Annotated in this window: 18 protein-coding genes and 1 tRNA gene; 10 read left to right on the top strand and 9 right to left on the bottom strand. The window is 58.1% G+C overall.

What is annotated here, in order from left to right:
• Positions 1-21 precede the first annotated feature (21 nt).
• From ADB02_RS05080 to ADB02_RS11745, 3 genes are all read right to left on the bottom strand, one after another.
• Positions 22-1,110, bottom strand: coding sequence for a type I restriction enzyme HsdR N-terminal domain-containing protein (locus ADB02_RS05080; RefSeq protein WP_049189879.1), 1,089 nt, complete (start codon positions 1,108-1,110; stop codon positions 22-24).
• A 78-nt stretch (positions 1,111-1,188) separates the two neighbouring features.
• On the bottom strand, positions 1,189-1,806 hold the full coding sequence (locus ADB02_RS05075) for a DUF4352 domain-containing protein (protein WP_049189877.1): 618 nt from the start codon (positions 1,804-1,806) through the stop codon (positions 1,189-1,191).
• 14 nt (positions 1,807-1,820) lie between these two features.
• Positions 1,821-2,117 carry a hypothetical protein gene (locus ADB02_RS11745; protein ID WP_224783793.1) on the bottom strand — a complete coding sequence of 99 codons (297 nt, stop codon included), beginning with the start codon at positions 2,115-2,117 and terminating at the stop codon, positions 1,821-1,823.
• 55 nt (positions 2,118-2,172) lie between these two features.
• Between ADB02_RS11745 and ADB02_RS11565 the strand changes: the two genes are divergently transcribed.
• Positions 2,173-2,448 carry a hypothetical protein gene (locus tag ADB02_RS11565; protein WP_160313715.1) on the top strand — a complete coding sequence of 92 codons (276 nt, stop codon included), beginning with the start codon at positions 2,173-2,175 and terminating at the stop codon, positions 2,446-2,448.
• 651 nt (positions 2,449-3,099) lie between these two features.
• Here the strand turns inward: ADB02_RS11565 and ADB02_RS05065 are convergent.
• A tRNA-Arg gene (locus ADB02_RS05065) sits at positions 3,100-3,172 on the bottom strand.
• Positions 3,173-3,258: 86 nt separating this feature from the next.
• On the opposite strand from ADB02_RS05065, the gene ADB02_RS05060 reads away from it, so the two are divergent.
• The 5 genes from ADB02_RS05060 (at position 3,259) to ADB02_RS05040 (ending at position 9,544) form a co-directional block, all read left to right on the top strand.
• On the top strand, positions 3,259-5,406 hold the full coding sequence (locus ADB02_RS05060; RefSeq protein WP_049189874.1) for a cytochrome c oxidase assembly protein: 2,148 nt from the start codon (positions 3,259-3,261) through the stop codon (positions 5,404-5,406).
• 232 nt (positions 5,407-5,638) lie between these two features.
• Positions 5,639-6,199, top strand: a complete 561-nt coding sequence (locus ADB02_RS05055) for a single-stranded DNA-binding protein (protein ID WP_049189873.1) — start codon at positions 5,639-5,641, stop codon at positions 6,197-6,199.
• A 285-nt stretch (positions 6,200-6,484) separates the two neighbouring features.
• On the top strand, positions 6,485-8,155 hold the full coding sequence (ettA, locus tag ADB02_RS05050) for an energy-dependent translational throttle protein EttA (protein ID WP_016422285.1): 1,671 nt from the start codon (positions 6,485-6,487) through the stop codon (positions 8,153-8,155).
• A gap of 135 nt (positions 8,156-8,290) precedes the next feature.
• On the top strand, positions 8,291-8,734 hold the full coding sequence (locus tag ADB02_RS05045) for an acyl-CoA thioesterase (protein ID WP_016422286.1): 444 nt from the start codon (positions 8,291-8,293) through the stop codon (positions 8,732-8,734).
• A gap of 6 nt (positions 8,735-8,740) precedes the next feature.
• Positions 8,741-9,544, top strand: coding sequence for a hypothetical protein (locus ADB02_RS05040; protein WP_049189871.1), 804 nt, complete (start codon positions 8,741-8,743; stop codon positions 9,542-9,544).
• A gap of 18 nt (positions 9,545-9,562) precedes the next feature.
• Here the strand turns inward: ADB02_RS05040 and ADB02_RS05035 are convergent, their stop codons facing one another.
• A complete protein-coding gene (locus ADB02_RS05035; protein WP_049189869.1) occupies positions 9,563-9,961 on the bottom strand; it encodes a globin in 399 nt (132 codons plus the stop codon).
• 67 nt (positions 9,962-10,028) lie between these two features.
• Positions 10,029-12,731, bottom strand: coding sequence for an aminopeptidase N (pepN, locus tag ADB02_RS05030; RefSeq protein WP_049189868.1), 2,703 nt, complete (start codon positions 12,729-12,731; stop codon positions 10,029-10,031).
• A gap of 176 nt (positions 12,732-12,907) precedes the next feature.
• On the opposite strand from pepN, the gene ADB02_RS05025 reads away from it, so the two are divergent.
• Entirely contained in the window at positions 12,908-13,438 is a 531-nt protein-coding gene (locus tag ADB02_RS05025) for an SMI1/KNR4 family protein (protein ID WP_224783792.1), read from the top strand.
• A gap of 148 nt (positions 13,439-13,586) precedes the next feature.
• Positions 13,587-14,231: a DsbA family protein gene (locus ADB02_RS05020; protein WP_049189866.1), complete on the top strand. Its 645-nt coding sequence runs from the start codon at positions 13,587-13,589 to the stop codon at positions 14,229-14,231.
• Between the two features lie 27 nt (positions 14,232-14,258).
• On the opposite strand, the gene ADB02_RS05015 is transcribed toward ADB02_RS05020, so the two are convergent.
• Positions 14,259-15,464: a TIGR04053 family radical SAM/SPASM domain-containing protein gene (locus ADB02_RS05015; RefSeq protein ID WP_049189865.1), complete on the bottom strand. Its 1,206-nt coding sequence runs from the start codon at positions 15,462-15,464 to the stop codon at positions 14,259-14,261.
• A gap of 228 nt (positions 15,465-15,692) precedes the next feature.
• Between ADB02_RS05015 and ADB02_RS05010 the strand changes: the two genes are divergently transcribed.
• Together ADB02_RS05010 and ADB02_RS05005 are read left to right on the top strand one after the other, a co-directional pair.
• Positions 15,693-16,166 carry a ribose-5-phosphate isomerase gene (locus ADB02_RS05010; RefSeq protein ID WP_005511109.1) on the top strand — a complete coding sequence of 158 codons (474 nt, stop codon included), beginning with the start codon at positions 15,693-15,695 and terminating at the stop codon, positions 16,164-16,166.
• Between the two features lie 107 nt (positions 16,167-16,273).
• A complete protein-coding gene (locus ADB02_RS05005) occupies positions 16,274-16,891 on the top strand; it encodes a DJ-1/PfpI family protein (protein ID WP_016422294.1) in 618 nt (205 codons plus the stop codon).
• Between the two features lie 16 nt (positions 16,892-16,907).
• Here ADB02_RS05005 and ADB02_RS05000 read toward each other — a convergent pair whose 3' ends face one another.
• Both ADB02_RS05000 and ADB02_RS04995 read right to left on the bottom strand, forming a co-directional pair.
• On the bottom strand, positions 16,908-17,789 hold the full coding sequence (locus ADB02_RS05000; RefSeq protein ID WP_016422295.1) for a hypothetical protein: 882 nt from the start codon (positions 17,787-17,789) through the stop codon (positions 16,908-16,910).
• Between the two features lie 146 nt (positions 17,790-17,935).
• The gene (locus ADB02_RS04995; protein WP_048734899.1) at positions 17,936-18,169 is read right to left on the bottom strand and encodes a hypothetical protein; all 234 of its coding nucleotides are present in this window, start codon (positions 18,167-18,169) and stop codon (positions 17,936-17,938) included.
• Positions 18,170-18,445: the final 276 nt, after the last annotated feature.

Here is an 18,445-nt window from a genome sequence, read left to right as displayed (position 1 = left end):
ATGTCTGCTGCGCCATTGGCGTTACTGATCGCGAAGCGCTATACAGCGCTCGCGAAGAAGCTGCGCATGCTCGTAAACCTCATCAACCGCACCGAGGTCAAATACTTGTTCAGTGCGCGACGCATCGAAGATACCGATACGTGGAACGCGCCGGTCGAAGTACAAACGAGCAATCGGATTCCGGTTGTTATCGCGGTACAAAATTGCGCAATATGATTTCGCGTCACGCATGGTCACATCAGAAACAGAGACTTCGCTGCAGCAAATTGCGCGGATAATTCCAAATGCCTGCAACTCTTCTTCCGTTGTCACGATTCCGGAATCATCAGTTTCCTCCGGTTCGGCAGGGGAGGCGGTAGCAGCCGACGGTGCCGGTGTCGCACCTGGGACTTCATCAAAATCCTGGGCCGAACGCAACCGACGATTCGCCTCATCTTTAAGAAACTGAGATTGAGCTGTCGAGACAAGTTTGGTGAAAATCTCAAGGTTTTGCGCTGTCATGCGGCGCGATGTCACTCGAGATGCGATGAGCCTAACCCAATCAGCATCTGGTTCCTTGAACTGTGATGCCAGAACCTTGCGAATTTCAGAAATGTATTTGAGTTGCTCAGCGCTTGCCGCAATCGTTTCAGAATCGAAGCGAGTCTTTGTGCACATCTCGAGGTGCGGGAAGACACGCGCATCGATGTTAGCGAGGTCGATTGTCATGAATGGCTTTTCGTCCATTCGATTCGCTGCGTCTAGCTGTGCATAGAATTCGTACACTTCACCGTTGGTAAGAATCGCAAACTCGGTATCTGTGACATTGAAGTATCGGACAAGCTGATTCGCGTGATCTAGTCGGAGCGGTTCTCCGATTTTCTTGCATTCGATAAGGAATCGGAAGTCATCACCTGATTTGATGGCGAAGTCTACTTTTTCTCCCTTTTTTACGCCCACGTCCGCGGTATATTCCGGGATAACCTCACGGGGGTCTGTGACGTCGTAGCCGAGGACGGTGCTTATGAAGGGGATGATAAAGGCCGTTTTTGTGGCTTCTTCCGTTTCGATAATTGGCTTTAGTTCTCGAACCTTGGCGGCGAGACTCTGGACTGCTTGGTCAATGCTCATGGTTATTGCCTTTCTTTGGTGGCTCGGCAGACGGTGAAGAAAATGAGTCGGCGTGAATGCCCTATTTTCCGAGTTCGCTTACTCCGATTCTCGAATATCGACGAACTCGAGATCGTCATAGCTAACATCTGGGTTTGTGAATCCAAATACTCCAAGCTCGGTGTCCGATGGAATCTGGTACACCCAAGTCATTTGTGTCTCGAACCCCGGGTTTAGGCTGTCATTGCATTCCGGGTTATCGATAATGCGGTAGAGACTGTCGATGGGGTCGTAAACCTGATTTTCGGTGTTGATTAGTAGTGCTCGAACGGCAAATCCGCATGTGAGATCCATTGGGGACTGTCCGGTGTTCTTCACGTCAGTTTTGACGATGGCGTATTCACCTTTGTCAGCGTTGAGAGTTTCATTTGGCATGTAGCCGCGTTTGTATCCGTCAGCGTAGAGCTCGATACTGTCTGAACGTGTGACTGATTCGACAGTGAGGGTGACTCCAGGTGCTTCGATTGGTTCTCCAATTGGGTGCAGGGTGATCTCTTCAGCAACGTCACCTGAGTCTGTCGGAGCACTTTCTTGAGCTGGGGTGAAGATTAGTAATGCTAAGAAGAGTACAAGCAGAAAAGACGCGGCGATGAACCACCAGCGCTTATAGAACGGCTTCCTTGCGGCGGCTTGCGTAGTGCGGTCTTCGAAAGTCATTGCGTTTCCTTTGTTTATTGAGAGCGCCAGCGGGCTTGGCCGTCCGGGCCGGCGGAGCAGGTCATAGGTGTGCCGTTCTTACTGACTCCTGTTCCTCCTCCTGAACAGTAAGCGCCTGGGGTTACGTAGTATTCTTGCTGTTCAGGAGCCGGCGCGGCGGGAGCCGGAGCTGGTTCTGGTGTCGCCGCCGGCTGCTGCGCCATCATCTGGGAGGCGCACTGCTGCGTCCAGCCGCTTGAACCGTCGGTGAAGAATGTTGTCCCGGTCTCATGCAAAGCGGGGTCGCCGCAGGATGCCACGGTTTTGTTCATTTCAGATGGTTCTGCTTGGCCTGGGGCTTCGGTATACCCGGTTGGGCGTGCGGACGTGGACTCACCTCCACGGGGCGAAGAGGTAGGTTCGGTGGTGTGCTCGAGGGTGGGGTTGGGGCTGTTCTTTGGGCTTGATGATTCAGACGGAGAATCAGTGGTGGATTCAGTGGACGTGGTGCTTGACGGCGAGGGCGTTGATGTCGAGCTGGTCGACATGTTGCTGCTTGATGGGGAGGGGTCGTTGTTTGATCCGCAGGCAGCGGCGAACGGAATTGCAACACAGGCTGCGATGATGAGGACTCGTTTGGCGGTGTGGGCGGCCATCGCATGATTCCTTTCTTGGCGTTCTTTATGACTGCCCTTATTCTGCGTTAAGGTGAATGGTTTTCAATCTTTGACCACACGACGGGGGTAAATTTGACCTCAAAACCTAGTGTAAAACACCCCCGATACGTCGCCCGCCGCATGTTCGTGTTCTCTCGAGCAGTTCTCGCCACACTGGCAGTAGCTGAGTGGCGACATCAAATTCCCGGGCTATGGCCCCAGTGGCTGGTTCGTAGATTGCTTCCGCTGCAGCGTACTTGGTATGGGAGATGAGTAGCCCGGCAGCTATCTGGGCTGCGGAATATTCTGCTCTGGTGTCGAATGCGGGTTACCAGAGCGGGGTGCTTGAGCCAGTTCACGGGCTCGGATGTAGCGCCGGTTTGCGGCACCAAGTGTGGGAGATTCGCAGGCGCTACCGACAGCCAGGAATCCACCGACCGAGAACTAATGAAGAGCCGTTGCCCCGCTGGTTTGAGCTGTTCGGGATTTCCGAACAGCTGGCCGGTGGGGCACCTTTTTCATGCCCAAAATCCGCTGCATTTCCGCTGCATTTAAACCAACAAGAGCCAATCTGAGCCTACATTAGCGGGGGTAGTTAGATAGAGTAAACCCCCGCCTGAACTCGTAAAACACCAGTTCAAGACGGGGGTAGAAAACGCGCCCCCAGAAGGATTCGAACCCTCGACCAATCGGGTAGAAGCCGACTGCTCTGTCCACTGAGCTATGGAGGCTAGCTAAGAAAAGCATTGTAGCGTCTCTAATGTAGCCAATCACAACCGGTTCTGTTCTAGGGACTTTGGTCGCTAAGCTTAGGGCTATGACTGCCACGACCAAGGCCGAGACCTCTCCGCCTGTTAGCAAGGATAAGAAAGTCCGTAAATCTGCTGGTTGGTACGTTGTTTTTGTACTTATCGGCGGCGTTCTAGCTGGTTTGCTCTCGATGGCGTTCAACATGGATTCGCGCGCCACGTTGGGTATTCCCGATCCCGGCACAATCACCACCTTCGGGTTCCCGTTCGCGAAGGCGGCCGGTGAGCTGCTCGCCTGCCTCGGTGTCGGTTCGTTTATGCTCGCCGCTTTCGGTACGAAGCAGCGTGCCGACGGCACTTTGGGCCTCGACGGCTACACGGCATCCCGCACGGGTATGTGGGCCATGCTCGGCTGGGGCCTCATGGCGCTGATGGAGATTCCGCTGGTGCTCTCCGATGTGTCGGGCCAGCCGCTGTCGACGACGATTCAGCTGAGTAACTGGGCTGTGTCGTTGGAGCAGACCAAGGAGGGCTTGGCGTGGCTGTGGGTAGCTATTTTTGCGGGCATTGTGGCGCTTGGTTCATCGCTGACTCGTAAGTGGATTTGGCAGCCGGTGTTCTTCGCCATCAGCTTGGTGTCGATGATGCCGCTGGCGGTTGTAAGCCACAATGCCTCCGGTGGTGCCCATGACTACGGCACTAACTCCTACATCTGGCACTTGACCTTCACTGTGTTTTGGGTCGGCGGTTTGATGGCGCTGGTTGGCCACGCGCGTCGTCGCGGTGAATGGATGCCAGAGGTAGTGAAGCGCTATTCTTTCGTGGCGTTGGTGGCTTTCATCGCCATGTCTGCCTCCGGCTTCATTAACGCAGCCATCAACATTGACTGGTCTGACCTGGTCAGCAACAACTACGGCATCATGGTGCTGGTCAAGGCCGTTCTCACTATCTTGCTGGGCCTATGCGGCTATGTGCACCGCAAGATCACCATTCCGGAGATTGAGCGCGCTCAGTCGAATCGTCCATTCTGGCGTCTGGCCATTGTCGAGGTCATCATCATGGCGCTGACAATCGGCGTTGCCGTAGCTCTGGGCCGTACTCCGCCGCCACCGAATTTCTCTGAGCAGGCCGGCGGTGAGGGCCTGCCGTCGATTACGCAGATGCAGGTCAAGCTAGGTTACAACCTGGAGATCCCATTCGGTTGGGAGGCCATGTTCACGCAGTGGCGCTTTGACATCTTCTTCGGCTCTGCCGCCATCATTGCCGCGTGGATTTACTTGTACTGGCTCTACTTGCTGAAGAAGCGCGGCGGTACCTGGCCGCTGTCCAACACCCTGTGGTGGCTCGCCGGCTGTGCCACGCTGCTGTTTACTTCGTGCAGCGCGCTGGGCGTGTACATGCCGGCTCTGTTCTCGGTTCACATGATCGCCCACATGCTTTACTCCATGGGCATTCCGGTCATGCTGGTCCTGGGCGGCCCAGTTACGCTCGCGCTGCGTGCGCTGAAGCCGGCCGGCCGCGATGGTCTGCCTGGTATTCGTGAGTGGCTGGTGGTCTTCATCAACAACCCGGTGTCGCGTTTCCTCACGCACCCGGTTGTGGCAACGGTGCAGTTCGTCGCGGGCTTTTACCTGCTCTACATGACACCGATTTACGACTTCCTGGCTGATGAGCACGCGGGCCACGTGTTCATGAACATCCACTTCTTGATCTCCGGTTACATCTTCTACTGGGTCATTATCGGTGTCGATGCTGCACCACAGCAGATTGAGCCGTCGGTCAAGCTGGTCACGCTGATGGGGTCGTTGCCGTTCCACGCTTGGTTCGGTATTTCGCTGATGCAGTCGCAGCAGGTGCTTGCCGAGGCCTACTACGCCAGCCTGGATCTCCCTTGGGCAGTGAATCTCCTGGAAGATCAGAACGTTGGTGGTGCCGTCGCGTGGGCTGCCGGTGAGGTTCCGCTCTACATCGTCACCGTTGCGCTGTTTGTACAGTGGCGGCGTTCCGATGAAAAGGATGCAGCCCGCTACGACCGCGTCGCAGACCGCAACAATGATGAGGAGTTGGCCGCTTACAACGAAATGCTCGCTCGCATGAGCCAGCAGGTCGGTGTTGGTGGCGAGGATGAGCGCGATTACTACACCTCGGAGGTTGACGCGCAGCATCCGGTGCACATGGATAATCCGATCGATGCCTCGAAGAGGCGCGGAAGGTAGCGTCGTTAAGCTGATTTTGCATGCTTGACGACGAGGATTGCCGCGACTTCGCCCCTCAACTTCATACGTAGCCTGTGGATAGTTGTCTTTTCGACAAACTTATCCACAGGCTTTTTATGTACCTCTTTCATTTGTTTCTCGAAGCCGGAAAAGTAATTGGCACGGCACGAATGAGACACCTTCGAATTATTCGGCCGCAGTAGGTAAACGCTTTCTTTGGGGGAGGAGCCCGATGTCTGAGGCAGTTATTACCGTGGTGGGCAATGTGGTCCATCATGTGGAAAATCGAAACACCAATTCTGGGGCAAAGGTCTGCAAGTTTTCTGTGGCATCCAGCAAGTCATGGAAGGGGGAGAATGGTTGGGAGCAGTCGGAGACGTCATATTTTGATGTTGAATGTTGGGGCAAGCTCGCCGAGAACGTGAATAACACGGTGTGGAAGGGCCAAGCCGTCATTGTCCACGGTCACGTTCGTACGGATCGCTGGGAGGGCGATGATGGTACGAAGCATCAGCGCCAGAAGATCATTGCTAAGGCGGTAGGTCCGAATCTGCGCCGTCACCTGGCAACAGTGAAGACTATGACTGAGAAGCCGCATGAGTCGCCGACTGGTCTTGGTGAGGCATCGACTGGGGATTCGGAAGCTTCGGTTACTGAGACAGTTGCGTCTCAGGCCGGGGCCGTGCGCACCTTCACTGCTAGTACAGGCGGCGCTGGTGAGGCGGGGAACACAGGTGCAGCTAGTTCGGAGCAGCGAGAAATGGCTGATGCAGGAGTCAGTGCGCCGTTCTAACCCAGGAGCCAGTACATCGTTGTAGAGCGGAATGAGGGGGAGCCGCTGAAAGAGCGGAAAGAGGGGAGGGGTAATTACTGCACGTGAGGTGACGCTGCTGAGAAAGGGGAGGGATCGCATACGATTCGGCAGCGTTATCTCGCAGCTAGTTTTGCTAGGAGCCTGGCAGAGATTTTGGTGGGAAAGGATTGCGGGTACGCCCATGTAGATTGTGCCTTTTGGTTCCTATGCGTAACCTCTACAGGGATTGCTTATTTCCTTTCTACGAGGGGACGAAATTCCACCATGGGTGAGTTCATCTACCAGATGAAAAACGTGCGCAAGGCGCACGGCGATAAGGTTATTCTCGACAACGTCACCATGGCGTTTTACCCGGGCGCAAAGATCGGCGTGGTCGGTCCGAACGGCGCAGGTAAGTCGTCGATTCTGAAGATTATGGCTGGCCTTGATCAGCCGAGTAACGGTGAAGCTTTCCTGGAGCCGGGCGCCACTGTCGGCATCCTGCTGCAGGAGCCTCCGCTGAATGAGGAGAAGACCGTTCGCGGCAACGTCGAGGAGGGCCTCGGCGACATCTTCGAGAAGAAGGCTCGTTTTGAAGCCATCGCCGAGGAGATGGCCACCAATTACACCGACGAGCTCATGGAAGAAATGGGCAAGCTCCAGGAGGAGCTCGACGCCGCTGATGCTTGGGAGCTGGATTCCAAGATTGAGCAGGCAATGGATGCGCTTCGCTGCCCGCCGGCGGACGAGCCGGTTACTCACCTCTCCGGTGGTGAGCGTCGTCGTGTAGCACTGGCAAAGCTGCTGCTCTCCGAGCCGGACCTGCTGCTTCTCGACGAGCCGACTAACCACCTGGACGCCGAGTCTGTGCTGTGGCTCGAGCAGCACCTGGCTAAGTACCCGGGTGCCGTCCTGGCCGTGACCCACGACCGTTACTTCCTGGATCACGTCGCTGGCTGGATCTGTGAGGTCGACCGCGGCAAGCTCTACCCGTACGAGGGCAATTACTCGACTTACCTGGAGAAGAAGGCTGAGCGCCTCGAGGTTGCAGGTAAGAAGGACGCCAAGCTGCAGAAGCGCCTGAAGGACGAGCTGGCGTGGGTCCGCTCGGGTCAGAAGGCTCGCCAGGCCAAGAACAAGGCCCGTCTGGAGCGCTACGAGCAGATGGTGGAGGAAGCCGAGCAGTACAAGAAGCTCGACTTCGAAGAGATCCAGATTCCGACCCCGCCGCGCCTGGGTAACCAGGTTGTTGAGGTCAAGGACCTGGAGAAGGGCTTCGATGGCCGCGTCCTGATTAAGGACCTGTCGTTCACCCTGCCGCGTAACGGCATCGTCGGTGTGATTGGCCCGAACGGTGTGGGTAAGTCCACCCTGTTCAAGACCATCGTGGGTCTGGAGCAGCCGGATTCCGGTGAGGTCAAGGTCGGTCAGACTGTTCAGCTCAGCTACGTTGACCAGGGTCGTGAAAACATCGATCCGGAGAAGACCGTCTGGGAGGTTGTCTCTGATGGTCTCGACTACATCGTGGTCGGCCAGAACGAGATGCCGTCTCGTGCGTACCTGTCTGCATTCGGTTTCAAGGGTGCGGACCAGCAGAAGCCGTCGAAGGTTCTCTCCGGTGGTGAGCGCAACCGTCTGAACCTCGCGCTGACCCTGAAGCAGGGCGGTAACCTGATCCTCCTGGATGAGCCGACTAACGACCTTGACGTCGAAACCCTGTCTTCGCTGGAAAACGCACTGCAGAACTTCCCGGGCTGTGCCGTGGTCATTTCCCACGACCGTTGGTTCCTGGACCGCACCTGTACCCACATCCTCGCATGGGAAGGCAACTTCGAAGAGGGCAAGTGGTTCTGGTTCGAGGGCAACTTCGAGGGCTACGAGAAGAACAAGATTGAGCGTTACGGCGAGGAGGCTGCACGCCCGTCGCGCGTCACGCACCGTCGCCTGACCCGATAATCTGTTTCGCGCGAATCTGATTTTTGCCAACGGCAAAGTCCGGAACCTTGTGGACTGGCTCGCACCAGTGCACAGGTCCCGGGCTTTCGCGTATTCGCAGGCTCGTAGCTCCAGAAAACGCCTATAGTTCTGGGTATGACTGAATCAGCACCATTTCGTACCAACGTCGCTATCCGCTGGTCTGATTTCGATCAGTATGGCCACGCCAACAACACCGCTTTCCTGGAATACGCCCAGCAGGCTCGTCTGGACTTTGTGATGCGCGGTCTCGGCGGCGGGGCAGGGATGCCTGCGGCAGTGGTGCGTCGCCTGGAGATTGACTACGTCCGCGCTATTTTGCCGGACACCCAGGAAGTTGTGGTTGAGACCGAGATCATCAACTTCGGTCGCACCTCTTTCACACTTCGCCAGACAATCTCCGACCAGCATGATCACATCGTTGCTGTGCTCGAAACCGTGATGGTGATGTTTGATCTCAAGACTGCGAAGGCAGTCGAGCTCTCCCCGTCTGCCCGCCGTGAACTGGAGCGTTTTGCAGCTCCCGCAATCGAAGACAACAAGGAAGACCAGGACAAGTAATTCGCCGTGACCACTTCTCATCCCGCTGCCGAGCTGACCTTCGGCACTCCCGATGCCCTGAAGAACCTGGGCGTCCTGGCCCATAAGGCCTACGCCCTCGACGAGAGCACGTTGCTACGCATCCGAGTACGTAAGACCGCCGCCGCTGGTATCAGTTCCTCGTCCGCGCCTAACGCTGCGCCCGCAATGTCGCAGGTATGGGTGAAGACCCCAATCGGCCCGCTCGCCATGCGCACGATTGCGCTGCACGCGCTTCCCGACGACATCATCGTCACCGCCGCGGAGATTAAAGACATCGCAGTGCGTGCCTTTGCGCAGGCAAAAACTGCTGAGGACGGAGAGGAGAAAGAAGCTTCGCTCACCGCGATGCCATACCGCGTGCATGCGCAGTCGGCGTCCTCCTGGCCGGGATTCCTGCCAGTGCCGGAAGGATGGCAGGTTGTCGACTATGTTCCAGCCACTGCCTTCCGGACTCTCGAGAAGCAGGGGCGCGCGGTCGCCGTCGAATCTTCCGGCCCGATGGGCATGCCACCGTCTCTGCTGGACCAAAAGGTTCTCACTGTCAGCGGCGGTACCGGTGAAGCCACTGTTGATACAGGGGAAGGGCAGTCGCAGGAGACGTCGAAAAGCGTGGTGGACGTGACCATGCGGGACGTGTTTGCGCTGTGCACGATGGGCTTTATCCCGGAGCAACCGGATGAAAAAGAGCCGGTGCGCGTGTCCACAAAGGGACGGTGGCACCGGCTGGATGGGCGGTTTGGCTCGATCTTTACGCTCGAGTCCTTTGGCGTGCTGCCGCTGCTGAACTAGCGGCGCAGGGCCTAATTCCTACTGCGCGTCGAAGCGGTTGATGAGCATGTCAGCAACCTGCACCATGTGGTTCCACATGGCTTCGCGCTGGGGGCGGGGGAGCTCGTCATCGGAAATGTCTGCGAGTGAGGCACTCATGATCTCCAGCCAGCGGTCGCGTTCGGCTTCGCCGATGGAAAACGGCATGTGGCGCATGCGCAGGCGCGGATGACCACGCTGTTCGCTGTACGAACGCGGCCCGCCCCAGTACTGGACGAGGAACATGCGGAGTCGATCCTCGGCGCCCTCCCAGTCATCGCTGGGGTACATCGGGCCGATGAGGTCATCGGAACGCATGCGCGTGTAAAAACCATGGACGATGCGATTGAAGACATCCTCGCCGCCGACGGAGTCAAAGAGCGTCTGAGAAGTTGTCATGGCACCAAGTCTATCGACTTGATGCCACGAAAACGATAACGGCCAAAGTGCCGGCCGAAATCACTTGTTACTTCGCGTCGAACTCGCGGGCGCGAAGAGCGAGCTTCACCAGGAACTGCTGCTCAGAGATGATGCGCTTGACCGGCGATGCAGTCTCGTCGCTGTCGAGCAGACGTTGAGCGGCTGCAATTGCCTCATCACTGATCTCCCAGGTGGGGTAGAAGCCCTCGAGCAGCGTCTGTGCCGTCTCGGATGAGAACTGCTTCCACCAGCTGTTGGCAACAGCGAAGAAGTGCTCCGACAGTGAGGTTGCCGACTGCTCCGCGTTGATGGTGGCGCGGGAGTCGTCGTCAAGCGCCTGCGCGAGCACTGCACCCGAGCCCGGCGCGTTGAAGCCGGCCAGCAGGTGGCGAATGACAAGGTTCGATGGGGCGTCGTCGCCGGAGACAGTCGCCTCAGCCCAGACGCGGGACTTGTTGGCGAGCGTCGGCACGGAGGCGCGGCAGGCGATGGCGGCCTGTGCGCCGAGTGCTGAATTGTCGGTCTTTTCAAGCTCTGCGATGGCCTCCTCGCCTTCGAGACCAGCGGAAACCAGAGCCTTCAAGGCGCGCCACTGCATGTCGGTGTCGACAGTGACAGCGGGGAAGCCAGCCTTGTCGGCGTCGCCGGCGTAGATGGCGCGCAGTGCGTCGGCGACGTCGCTATTCGACGAGCCCACGGTAGCCAGAGCGTTAACGAAAACCAGGGCGCGGTCGGCGTCGGTTTCCTTCTTCGCGTAGTCCAACAGACCCTGAGCCAGCAGATCGCGGCCGGTGGACTCGGCCCACTGAGGATCGGCGTAGACGTTGACGGCGCTGACCGCCTGAGCGATGACGCGCTCCAAGACGGAGAGCTTATCCTCGCCCGGGATGCCGCGAAGCACCAGGTTGACGAAGTCGCGAGCGCGCATCTGGCCTGCGCGAACCATCTGCCAGGTGGCGGACCAGCACAGTGTGCGCGCCATCGAATCGGTGAAAGCGCCGATGTTGTCGATGACGGTGGCAAGCGAGCCTTCGTCCAGGCGAATCATGCTGTAGGTGAGGTCGTCGTCGTTAACCAGCACGACGTCGCCAACTGGTGTGTCGACCAGATCTGGGACATCGGTGCGGGCACCGCGGACGTCGATTTCCACGCGCTTGGTGCGCTCAAGTACAGCGTCCGCGCCGGTGCCGCGCAGGTTGTAGATGCCCACTGCGATTCGGTGATCACGGAGTTCACCGGCACCCGGCTCGGCGCCTTCCTGCGTGACTGCGAAGGAGGTGTACTTGCCGTCCTCTTGATGGAACTCTGGCGCCAGGGTGGTGATGCCGGTGGTGGTCAGCCACTGATCGGCCCAGCCAGACAGATCGCGACCGGAGGCCTCGGAGAGCGCCTCCAACAGATCCGCGAAGGTGGCGTTGCCAAAGCGGTGGCGGGAAAAGTGAAGACGAGCACCGGCGAGGAAGGCGTCCTGACCAACGTAGGCGGCCAGCTGCTTGAGGGTGGACGCGCCCTTGGCGTAGGTGATGCCGTCGAAGTTCTGCTCGACGGTGTCAATGTCGCTGGCATCGGCGGCAATCGGGTGCGTCGACGGCAGCTGATCCTGCTTGTAGGCCCAGGCCTTCTCTACGTTGGCGAAGGTGGTCCAGGCGTGGCTGTAATCGGAAACCTCAACCTGTGCGGCGGCAGCCGACCAGGTAGCGAAGGACTCGTTGAGCCAGAGATCATCCCACCACTGCATGGTGACCAAATCGCCGAACCACATGTGAGCCATCTCGTGCAGGATGGTGTCGTTGCGGCGCTCGTAGAGGTAATGGGTGGGCTTGGAACGAAAGACGTACTCGTCGCGGATGGTCACGCAGCCGGCGTTTTCCATCGCACCCATGTTGTATTCCGGGCAGAAGATCTGGTCGTACTTGCCGAACGGGTAGGGCTCGCCGAAGTGCTTGGCGTAGAAGTCGAAGCCTTCCTTGGTCTCCTTGAACAGAGTGTCGGCATCGAGGTACTCGGCGATGGACAGGCGGCAGTAGATTCCTAGCGGAATGGTCAGCTCGCCGTCCGGCTGGTGCTCGGCAGGGGTTTCCGGGTGCGGTGCGACAGTGCCGGTCCACGAGTCAGTGACCTCGTGCCACGGGCCCGCACAGACTGCGACGAGGTACGTCGACAGCGGAACATCCACTGAGAAGTCGAAGGTGTCGGCCTCATTGCCGTGGACATCGGTGGTGGTGCCGGTCTTGGCTACCGAGTTGGAAATAACCTTCCAGCCCTTCGGCGCCACGACGTGGATGGAGTACGTCGCCTTCAAATCCGGCTGGTCAAAGCAGGCGAACACGCGCTTGGCATCGGCAGTTTCAAACTGCGAGTACAGGTAGGTTTCGCCATCGGCGGGATCCTGGAAGCGGTGAATGCCCTGGCCGTTATTGGTGTAACGACAGTCCGCATCGATAACGACGGTGTGGTCACCTTCGGTCAGGTCTACGTTAATGCCGGTCTCGCTGTCATAGCGAGCGGCCTCCGTGGCATCGACGCCGTCGATGGTCACACTCTTGACAACCGCATCACGCAGGTCAATAAAGGTGGAACCAGCGCGCTTCGCTTTCAGAGAAATTGTGGTCTTGGAAGCGAATGTTGGTGCGCTGTGCTGCCCACCGACCGGTGCGGTCGTAAGGTCGAGGGAGATGTCGTAGTGGGACACCTCGAGCATGGCCGCACGGTCGGCGGCCTCGGTCCTGGTTAGGTTCGTGGAAGTCATGCGACAAGTGTAACCACGACCCCGGATTGGGAATCGGGCAGTAGCGTGGTGGGCGGGGTGACCTCGACTTCCTCGCTCATTGCGTGTCGATTCGGGCGGTCGATTGGCGGTCGATTGAGCGAGATTTTGGCTTCTTTGGCATGCGAGCAAAGCCGAACGTGAATACACTTCGTTTCATGTACGAACTCAGTGATGATGCAAGCAAGGTTGAACGGGTCAACGCGGCGTGGGATCGCATTGAAGCAAAGCTTGGCGACGATGCTTTGGAGGCCCCGGCGACAGAAGCGGAACTGGATCAGCTTGAGGCTGACCTCGGAGTAAAGCTGCCAGACTACGTGCGAGCTTCGTGGCTGCGGCACGCGTCTGTGGACGGTGAGCCGTGGGACGGTGGCTGGATTGCACCGCCTAAGTCGATTCTGAATGACTACAAGCTGTGGACTCAGCTGCAGGCCGACGGCGAGTTCGATGACTTTGAAGCCGAAAGCATGGACAGCGCCGACTCGGATGGCAAGTGGTATCACGAGGCATGGATTCCACTGGTCATGGACTTCGGCGGAAACAACTACTGTCTGGACATGCGCTCGGGGAAGATGGTCTCCATGGACCACGAGGTGGGCTCGGAGTTCCTGGACTACGCCGACTGGCCTGCCTACCTGGAGGCTGCCGCTGATTCCCTGGAGGCTACGGGCTTGCCCTGGAACGGTTAGGTAGGCGATTTAGACGGCGCCCGATGGGGGAGCCAGTTAACACCAGGTCCGGTAGGACTTCGGACCCATCCGAATTCATGAATGCGAGCCGAAAAAATCCGCCCTATAGTCGTTGATAAGTCAATCAATGCTTTAGGAGGACTTTCACATGAGCAATCGAGACAAGGTCACTTTTTACTTCGACGTTTCCTGCCCGTTTTGCTGGGTGACGTCGCGCTGGATTAAGGAAGTCGAAAAGGTCCGCGACATCGAGATCGAGTGGAAGCCGATGAGCCTGTCGGTGCTCAATGAAGGCCGCGATGAACTGCCGGAAGATTACAAGTTCATGATGCAGTGCAACTGGACCCCGGCACGCCTGTTCAACGCCGTGTTCTCCCAGGATGGCCAGGAGGCCGTCGACAAGCTTTACACCGCGCTGGGCACGAAGGTCCACAACGAAAACCGCATCGATCGCCACGCGCATGTCGACGAGCCGGAGCACGCATTCGACGAGCTGATTAAGGAAGCCCTCGCAGAGGTTGGTCTGCCGGAAGAGCGCCTGGCCCAGGCCCTGACTACGGAGTTTGATGAGCTCATGCGTGAAAACCACGCAGAGGCCATGAAGGAGGTCGGCAACGACGTCGGCACTCCGGTGGTCAAGCTCAACGACGTTGCCTTCTTCGGCCCGGTGCTGACCCGCATCCCACGCGGTGAAGAAGCGGGCAAGATTTTTGATGGCGCGGTTGCCGTCGCCAGCTACCCGTACTTCTTCGAAATTAAGCGCTCCCGCACTGAGAGCCCGCGCTTCGACTAAGAAAGCTTTAGCGGCTAGGGCATGTAGCTAAGAGGGCTGACCCGCCCCGACGCCAGCATTTTGCCCGGTAGAGGCCTGCCGTTCTTCTTCGCTCATGGCAGCCCACCGTGGTGGGATGTAGATGCATGTCGGATCGGATGCCGTGTAATCCCCGGTCAACGCGTACGCAGTCGAGCGGGACCCACCGCATACGCTGTGGTATTCACAGACGCTGCACTTGCCGTGCCAATTGTCCGGATCGCGAAGGGCCTTGAACGCCGGCGAGTTCGAATAGATTTCCTGGAATGGCGTGGCCTTCACATTTCCGCAGTGAAGCGGCAGGAAACCATTGGGGTAGACGTCGCCGATGTGGTCAATGAAGGCAAAACCTGACCCGGAATTGACGGCCATGGGGGAGCGCGGGCGACGTGGCTTCTCCGGCACAGTGCCGAGCAGCTTTGTCGTTTCCTCGGTTAAGTAGCGGTAGAGCTCGCCGCCCTCATAGGGTGGCAGCCCTTTCTCTTTTGCTGCCTCCTGCTGCATGACGACGCGCCGATACTGCGGCGCCTCCGTCGTCTTAATGGCAATTCGGTTGGAGACATCAGACAACCAGTGCAGAACATCCTCGCGTTCCTCCGGTGACAATGCGCCCAAATCCGCACCACGGCCAGTGGGAACGAGGAAAAAGACGTACCACATCTTGGCCTGCATCTCCATGACGGTCTTCAGCAGCGCTGGCGCCTCATGAATATTTCCCTTGGTCAGGGTCGAGTTGATCTGCAGCCGGTAACCGGCCTCGTTGATGTGCGGAGCCATTTCGAGCGTCTTTTCAAAAGTGCCCGAAAACCCGCGGAACTTGTCATGGGTCTGGGCAGTCGCGCCATCGAGCGACATCGACATCGCCTTACCGCCGGCCTCTCGCAACGACCTGATCCGCTCCGGCGTCAACCGCGGCGTCACCGACGGCGACAGCGACATATTCAGCCCCTGCTCCGTGCCGAACCGCACCAATTCTTCCAGGTCATCACGCTCAAAAGGATCACCGCCGGTGAGCACCACAAGCGGCTTCGGTTTGCTATACGACGCCAAGGTCTCCAGCAGCATCTTGCCCTCGGTGGTTGAAAGCTGGTGAGGATGCGGCTCGTGCTGCGCATCTGCACGGCAGTGCTTGCAGACTAAGCCACAAGCCCGCGTGACCTCCCAAATGACGATAAATGGTTTCTTGTTGATGTCATGCCGAACCGTTCGCACCACCGGTGCGTGATGATTCCCATGGGAGCCATGGGAATCCGGATCGACTTGGAAGTGAGCTTGCGGCGCAGGAGACACGGTAAAAGCACCCAATTTCCGGTTTCGAAGACGTGCTGAAACGCAAATACAGTCACTTTTCACCCTATTCGGCTGCGCAGGAGACGTCGTCAAGCAATACCCAAAACGGGTGCAGACGCCGTGGAATCCGTGGGAACCGCTAAACTTGCTGCCATGCGTATTTACCTTGGTGCAGACCACGCCGGTTTTGAGATGAAGAACCTGATTAAGGCCCACCTGGAGAAGGCTGGCCACGACGTCGTTGATTGCGGCGCTCACACCTACGACCCTGCAGATGATTACCCAGCATTCTGCATTGAGGCGGCTTCCCGTACCGTCGCTGATCCGGGCAGCCTGGGCATCGTGCTCGGCGGTTCCGGCAACGGCGAGCAGATTGCTGCTAACAAGGTCAAGGGCGCTCGTTGTGCGCTGGCTTGGTCGGTGGAGACCGCAAAGCTCGCCCGCGAGCACAACAATGCTCAGCTGATCGGCCTCGGCGGTCGTATGCACTCTGAGGAAGAGGCCCTGGCTATCGTCGATGCTTTCGTCTCCCAGCCGTGGAGCGAGGAGGAGCGTCACCAGCGCCGCATCGACATTCTGGCAGAGTACGAAAAGACTGGCGTTGCCCCGGAGCTGCCAGAAGCTTAAAGGGATTGCTGTTCGCTATCTGTTGATAGGAATAAAAAAGGGGTCTGGTTCCAGAAAACTCTGGGACCAGACCTTTTTTCATGTGTAGACGGAGTAGGAATTGTCGTATGACAAATCAAGAAGCGCATCGCCGAGTAACTGTTGTGCTATTCCCCGGGTTCGAGCTCTTGGACGTATTTGGACCGGTTGGCCTTTTTGGCCATGTCCCAGAGATTGAGGTCGAATATGTCGCCAACATTGCTGGTCCGATAACCAGCGCTCAGGGGGCGCAGGTTATCGCCACACGTTGTGCCACTGACCTCGAAACGGTCGATATTCTTCTAGTTCCTGGTGGAGCCGGGAGTAGAACACTAGTTGACGATGCAGAGTTTTTGGACTGGCTCAACAACCTCGGATCCCGGGCGCGGTTAGTGGCATCGGTTTGCACAGGTTCCGCACTGCTTGCTGCGGCTGGGCTTCTTGAAGGAAAGCGGGCAACTAGTAATAAGTTGGCTTTTGATTGGGCTACCTCGTTCGGAAACGAAGTGACGTGGGTGAAAGCGGCTCGATGGGTTGAAGACGGAGATCGCTGGAGCTCATCAGGAGTCGCAGCAGGTATGGATATGGCTGTTGCTTTAATTAGCAGCATCCTTGGCAAGGAAGCTGGTCGATTCGCCGCCAGAAAAATTGAGTATCGGCCTCAGACAGACGGCACTGTCGATCCTTTTGCGGATTTAGCGAAATAGCGGCGCCGGGCTTTTTCTAAATATCGAAACCGTCGAATCCGCCGTCGAAAAATCCGCCGCCGTCGCCGCCGCCGTCGCCGCCACCGAAGAGGCCGTCGAAGAAGCCTCCGCCGTCGCCTGCGTCACCGGCATCTGCACCGCCGCCACCGAAGTCGCCGCCAAGGTCATCTCCACCGAAATCGTCTCCACCGAAGTCTTCGGCTCCAAAGTCCTCGGTGCCGCCGAAGTCGTCAGCGCCGGTGCCCATGCCGCTGGCGAACTCATCAGCGCCGTAGGCAACACCGGCCATACCGTGGAAGAGGGTAGAGAACAGCAGCATCGAGCCTGCGGTCCAGACACCGGTGCGGAGCGCGGACTTCCACCATGGCTCGGAGTACCAACCGGCCGGAACCGGACGGCCAGCGACACGACCACCGGGGTAGTAGTTCGGAGTTTCCGGGGTGGCGTATGGAGAGGCGGTAACCGAGTGGCCTTCGTGCTCAATGGTGCGAGTTTCGGTCACAGAACCAGCGGCCTTCTGCCCCTCCAGCGGTGGCAGTGTCGGCCCCGCCGGCAGGCCCATAATTTCGCGAGCCGCATTGATGTAGTGCAGGCCCTCCAGCGCCGATTCGCGGGCCATTCGCGCCTGTGCCGGGGTGCGCGCAGTAGAAATCTGCGAGGAAGCGGCATTGTAGCGCTCGGATGCGTCAGCAAGAGCCTGCGTGGAAGCCGAATCGGTGCCAGCCAGGTTCAATACCTGTGAGCCCAGTCGCTCAATCCATCGGCGGGCGTCTGCGACGGCGTCTTCCAATTGATTGTTCTGGCGAGCATCAAAGGCCCTGTTAGAGCGGTTTTGAGCCATCGACGCGATGATAATTGCGCCGCCGACGGTGATCGCGATCAGGATTAAAGCCCCCATGGGCTAGGCCTCCAAAAAGGAAATTGCGGGTACTGCTTGTAATTACTTGAGATAACGCATGTAGAGCGAAAAAAGTTCCCGAGCTTACATATCTGTCCGACAGATGTAGCTCGGGAACCAGGAAATGATTGGGTATGGGTAGGTATCTATGATTCGGCGGAGTCGGTGCTCTTGGTGCGGCTCTTCCGATTGGCGTGCCATGCGCGAACTTCTTCGGAATCCCACAGGGTCAACCCATGAAGCTTCGCGACGGGTTCAGGAGCCTTCTTGCGGCCAGCGTAGCTGGTGAAAGTGCCACGTGCGGTGCCGGAAAAAGCAGCGCATTCGACCGCGGTCCATAGTTCGTGTCCAGTATCGGCATCGATAATGGTGGGCTTCATGGTGCCCAGAGTACCCGTAGCACTGGATCCTGAACAGAGGTCAGAAGAATTTCTGGTCCCCGGACGTCGGCTCAGAAAGTAAAAACCGGGAGCAATGCGCCCGGTTGCGTGGAGGGGATGACGGGAATCGAACCCGCGTCTTCAGCTTAGAAGGCTGACAAGTGGGGTTCCTAACGTGATTTTTGATTTTTTTTTGGGGGGGGGGACATCGTCAACAACGGGCCGGGGCTCCGATTCGTTCCAGGGGGAGCGGATTTTTCGCGAACGATCCGGTTG

It is taken from the genome of Corynebacterium sp. 212_CJEI, assembly GCF_001055915.1.
GTDB classification, from domain to species: domain Bacteria; phylum Actinomycetota; class Actinomycetes; order Mycobacteriales; family Mycobacteriaceae; genus Corynebacterium; species Corynebacterium jeikeium_D.
Note: the sequence above shows the minus strand (reverse complement) of the source record. Positions and strands in the feature narration are given on the sequence as shown.